Annotated in this window: 3 protein-coding genes; 2 read left to right on the top strand and 1 reads right to left on the bottom strand. The window is 68.4% G+C overall.

The genetic code is table 11. The features are described from left to right. On the bottom strand, window positions 1–636 hold a 636-nt coding region (locus tag H5J30_RS18545; RefSeq protein ID WP_181788536.1), incomplete at its 3' end, for a 5'-3' exonuclease. A 235-nt stretch (window positions 637–871) separates the two neighbouring features. On the opposite strand from H5J30_RS18545, the gene H5J30_RS18550 reads away from it, so the two are divergent. Beyond that, the gene (locus tag H5J30_RS18550) at window positions 872–1,942 is read left to right on the top strand and encodes a quaternary amine ABC transporter ATP-binding protein (RefSeq protein WP_181788534.1); all 1,071 of its coding nucleotides are present in this window, start codon (window positions 872–874) and stop codon (window positions 1,940–1,942) included. Continuing rightward, entirely contained in the window at window positions 1,935–4,565 is a 2,631-nt protein-coding gene (locus tag H5J30_RS18555; RefSeq protein WP_181788535.1) for an ABC transporter permease/substrate binding protein, read from the top strand. Before H5J30_RS18550 ends, H5J30_RS18555 begins: the two co-directional genes overlap by 8 nt. Window positions 4,566–4,593: the final 28 nt, after the last annotated feature.

A 4,593-nucleotide genomic window follows, 5' to 3' on the forward strand; every position in this document is an offset into this window, starting at 1 on the left:
CTTGGCCGCGGTCTTCTCGCCGACGCCCGGCACGCCCGGCAGGCCGTCGCTGGGGTCGCCGCGCAGCAGGGCGAGGTCGGCGTAGCCGGAGCCGTCGACGCCGTACTTCTCGCGCAGCGCCGCGCCGTCCATGACGGTGGCGTTGCCGACGCCCTTGACGGGGTAGACCACCCGTACCCCGCGGGCGTCGTCGATCAGCTGGAACAGGTCGCGGTCGCCGGTGATGATGTCCACGGGCCCGGTCGCGTGCGCGGTCAGGGTGCCGATCACGTCGTCCGCCTCGTACGGGGCCACTCCCACCCGCGCGATGCCGAGGGCGTCCAGCACCTCCTCGATGACCGGCACCTGCGGCGACAGCGTGTCCGGCACCTCCTCCTCGTCCGCCTCCGCCTCGCCGGGGTGCTCCTCGGCGACCCGGTGCGCCTTGTACGAGGGGATGAGGTCCACCCGCCACTGCGGGCGCCAGTCGGCGTCCATGCAGGCGACGAGGTCGTCGGGGTGGTGGTCGGCGACGAGCCGGGAGATGAAGTCGAGCAGCCCCCGCACGGCGTTCACGGGGGTGCCGTCGGGGGCCGTGACCGATTCCGGTACGCCGAAGTACGCGCGGAAGTAGAGGCTGGCCGTGTCGAGCAGCATCAGGCGTCGGGTCATCCCCTGATGATGCCGCATGCACCGCGACCAAACGCGATCGAGATGTGAACTGGATCACGCCATGGTTTGGACATCGGGATCCTGGGCAGCGGCGGAAGTGGAGTGAACCGATGGTCTATACACGGACAATTCGGGAAGCATCAGGGCAGAACCCGCGTCACTCCACGACCTGCCGACGGGGGAGGCAGGTCGATTTTTCCGTTCGAGGCGTGAGGTGTATGTGAGCAGGCTCCAGGCGGAGCGCCTGTACAAGGTGTTCGGTAAACGGCCAGTAGATGCGGTCGCCAGGCTAGAGGCGGGCGAGGATCGGGAGAAACTTCGCGAGAAGGGCACAACCGCGGCGGTGGTGGACGCCTCCTTCACCGTCGAGTCGGGCGAGATATTCGTGGTCATGGGCCTCTCCGGGTCCGGCAAGTCCACGTTGCTGCGCATGCTCAACGGGCTGCTCGACGCCACGTCGGGCCGGGTGCTCTTCGACGGCCAGGACCTGACGTCGCTGACGGACCGCGAGCTGCGCGAGGTGCGCTCCAAGAAGATCAGCATGGTCTTCCAGCACTTCGCGCTCTTTCCGCACCGCAGCGTGCTGGAGAACGCCGGGTACGGTCTCGAAGTCCAGGGCATACCCCGGCAGGAGCGCGAGAAGCGCGCCACCGAGGCGCTGGAGCTGACCGGCCTGAAGGGCTGGGAGCACCACTGGCCCGACGAGCTGTCCGGCGGCATGAAGCAGCGCGTCGGCCTGGCCCGCGCGCTGGCCACCGACGCCGACCTGCTCCTCATGGACGAGTCGTTCAGCGCGCTCGACCCGCTGATCCGGCGGGACATGCAGGACCAGCTCATCGAGCTGCAGTCCAAGCTGAAGAAGACCATCGTCTTCATCACCCACGACCTGAACGAGGCCATGCGCCTGGGCGACCGGATCGCCGTCATGCGCGACGGCCGCATCGTCCAGATAGGCAGCCCCGAGGACATCCTCGTGCGGCCCGCCGACGACTACGTCCGCCGCTTCGTCGAGGACGTCGACCGCACCCGGGTGCTGACCGCCGGCTCCATCATGGAGGAGCCGCAGGACGGCCTCTCCCCGAAGGAGCTGCGCGCCACCGCGCCCGTCAGCGTCACCGAGGACACCCCCGTCGCCGAGCTGTTCGGTCCGTTCGCGACCGGCGACGACGCCGTGGGCGTCACCGACGCCGACGGCGACCTCGTCGGCCTCGTGGAGCGCGGCCGGCTGCTGTCCATCCTCGGCGACCAGGCCGGCGACGACGAGGGCGAGAAGGTGATCGCCGGTGCCTGAGATCGACTTCGGGTCCCGGGTCGAGTCGGTCGTCGACTGGCTCAAGGACCACCTCGGCTGGCTCTTCGACTTCATCGACACGGTCCTCACCGGCATGTACGACGGCGTCAACGCCGTCCTCGACGCGCCGGAACCGCTCGTCATGGCCGGCATCTTCGCCGTGATCGCCTTCTGGCTGCGCGGGCCGCTGCCCGCGGTGCTCGCGTTCGCGGGATTCGCCGTCATCGACTCGGTGCAACTGTGGCCCGAGGCCATGGAAACCCTGTCGATGGTGCTGGTCGCCACCGCGATCACCGTGGTGATCGCCGTGCCGCTGGGCATCTGGGCGGCCCGCAACAAGGTCGTCAGCACGGCCATCAGGCCGATGCTCGACTTCATGCAGACGATGCCCGCCTTCGTGTACCTGATCCCGGGCGTCATCTTCTTCTCCATCGGCATCACCCCGGGCATCATCGCCACCATCGTGTTCGCGATGCCGCCCGGCGTGCGCATGACCGAGCTGGGCATCCGGCAGGTCGACGCGGAACTCGTCGAGGCCGCCGAGGCGTTCGGCACCAGGCCCGCCGACACCCTGCGGCGCGTACAGCTGCCGCTGGCGCTGCCGACGATCATGGCCGGCGTCAACCAGGTCATCATGCTCGCGCTGTCGATGGTCGTCATCGCCGGCATGGTCGGCGGCGGCGGCCTCGGCGAGGTCGTCTACAACGCCGTCACCCGGGTCGCCATCGGCACCGGCTTCGAGAGCGGTCTCGTCGTCGTCATCCTGGCCATGTACCTGGACCGGATGACGGGCGCGCTCAACCAGCGCGTCTCGCCGCTCGGCCGGCGCGCGCTCGCCAAGACCGCGGCCGCGGTCGACCGGTGGAAGCTGCTGCACTACAAGCCGACCACCGCGATCGCCACCGTCGGCATCGTCGTGCTGGCGCTGCTCGCCGGCGGCCTGAACCTGGCCGAAAGCGACGACGAGGGCACCAAGCAGGAGGCCGCGGCCTCCACGGACGTCGGCCAGGGCCGGCAGATCGACATCGGCTACATCCCCTGGGACGAGGGCATCGCCTCCACCTTCCTGTGGAAGGAGGTGCTGGAGCAGCGCGGCTTCAAGGCCGAGGCCAAGCAGCTCGACCCGGGCCCGCTCTTCACCGCCGTCTCCGAGGGCCAGGTCGACTTCCAGACCGACGCCTGGCTGCCCGTGACCCACGAGCAGTACTGGGAGCAGTTCGGCGACAAGATGGAGGACCTGGGCTCGTGGTACGGGCCGACGACGCTGGAGCTGTCCGTCCCGTCGTACATGAAGGACATCAAGTCCCTGGAGGATCTGAAGGACCACAAGGGCGAGTTCGGCGGGAAGATCATCGGCATCGAGGCCAGCGCCGGCATGATGGGGATCCTCAAGGACAAGGTCGTCAACGAGTACGGCCTGGAGGACTGGGAGGTCGTCTCCTCGTCCACCTCCTCGATGCTCGCCGAACTGGAGCGCGCGTACGAGGCCGAGGAGCCGGTGGTCGTCACGCTCTGGTCGCCGCACTGGGCGTACAGCAAGTACGACCTGACCAAGCTGGAGGACCCGAAGGGCGCCTGGGGCTCCGGTGACGACGTGCACACCACCGCCCGCAAGGGCTTCGCCAAGGACGAGCCCGTCGTCGCCGACTGGCTGCGCGACTTCACCATGAAGGAGAAGGAGCTCACCAGCCTGGAGGAGATGATCGTCGAGGCCGGCGAGGGCAACGAGCAGGAGGCCGTCCGCGCCTGGCTGGAGCAGAACAAGGGCTACGTCGACAAGATCGCCCCGCTGCCCGAGGGCGGCAGCGGCGGCGGCACCCAGGGCAAGGACGCGGGCAAGACCGTGAACCTCGGGTACTTCCCGTGGGACGAGGCCATCGCCTCCACGTACCTGTGGCAGAACGTGCTGGAGGACCGCGGCTACAAGACCAACGTCAAGCAGCTCGACCCCGGCCCGCTCTACACCGCGCTCGCCGAGGGCCAGATGGACGTGCAGTTCGACGCCTGGCTGCCGGTCACGCACGAGCAGTACTGGGAGAGATTCGGCGACGACCTCACCGACCTCGGCTCGTGGTACGGGCCGACGACGCTGGAGTTGTCCGTCCCGTCGTACATGAAGGACATCAAGTCCCTGGAGGATCTGAAGGACCACAAGGGCGAGTTCGGCGGGAAGATCATCGGCATCGAGGCCAGCGCCGGCATGATGGGGATCCTGGAGGACAAGGTCGTCAACGAGTACGGCCTGGAGGACTGGGAGGTCGTCTCCTCGTCCACCTCCTCGATGCTCGCCGAGCTGGAGCGCGCGTACGACAAGAAGGAGCCCGTCGTCGTCACGCTCTGGTCGCCGCACTGGGCCTACGGCAAGTGGGACCTGACCAAGCTGGAGGACCCGAAGGGGGCCTGGGGCGAGGGCGACGACATCCACACCGTGGCCAAGAAGGACTTCGCCGAGGACTTCCCGGAGTTCCACGAGTGGCTGAAGGACTTCAAGCTCTCCGAGGAGGAGCTGTCCTCGCTGGAGGTCGAGATCCAGAACGGCGGCACCGGCAACGAGAAGGAGTCCGCCCGCACCTGGCTGGACGACAACCCCGAGGTCATCGACAGGATCGCACCGCTGTCCTGACCGAAGGGCGCCTCACCGGCCCGCGCCC

The sequence above is a fragment of the Streptomyces phytophilus genome (assembly GCF_013870535.1).
Lineage (GTDB): Bacteria > Actinomycetota > Actinomycetes > Streptomycetales > Streptomycetaceae > Streptomyces > Streptomyces phytophilus.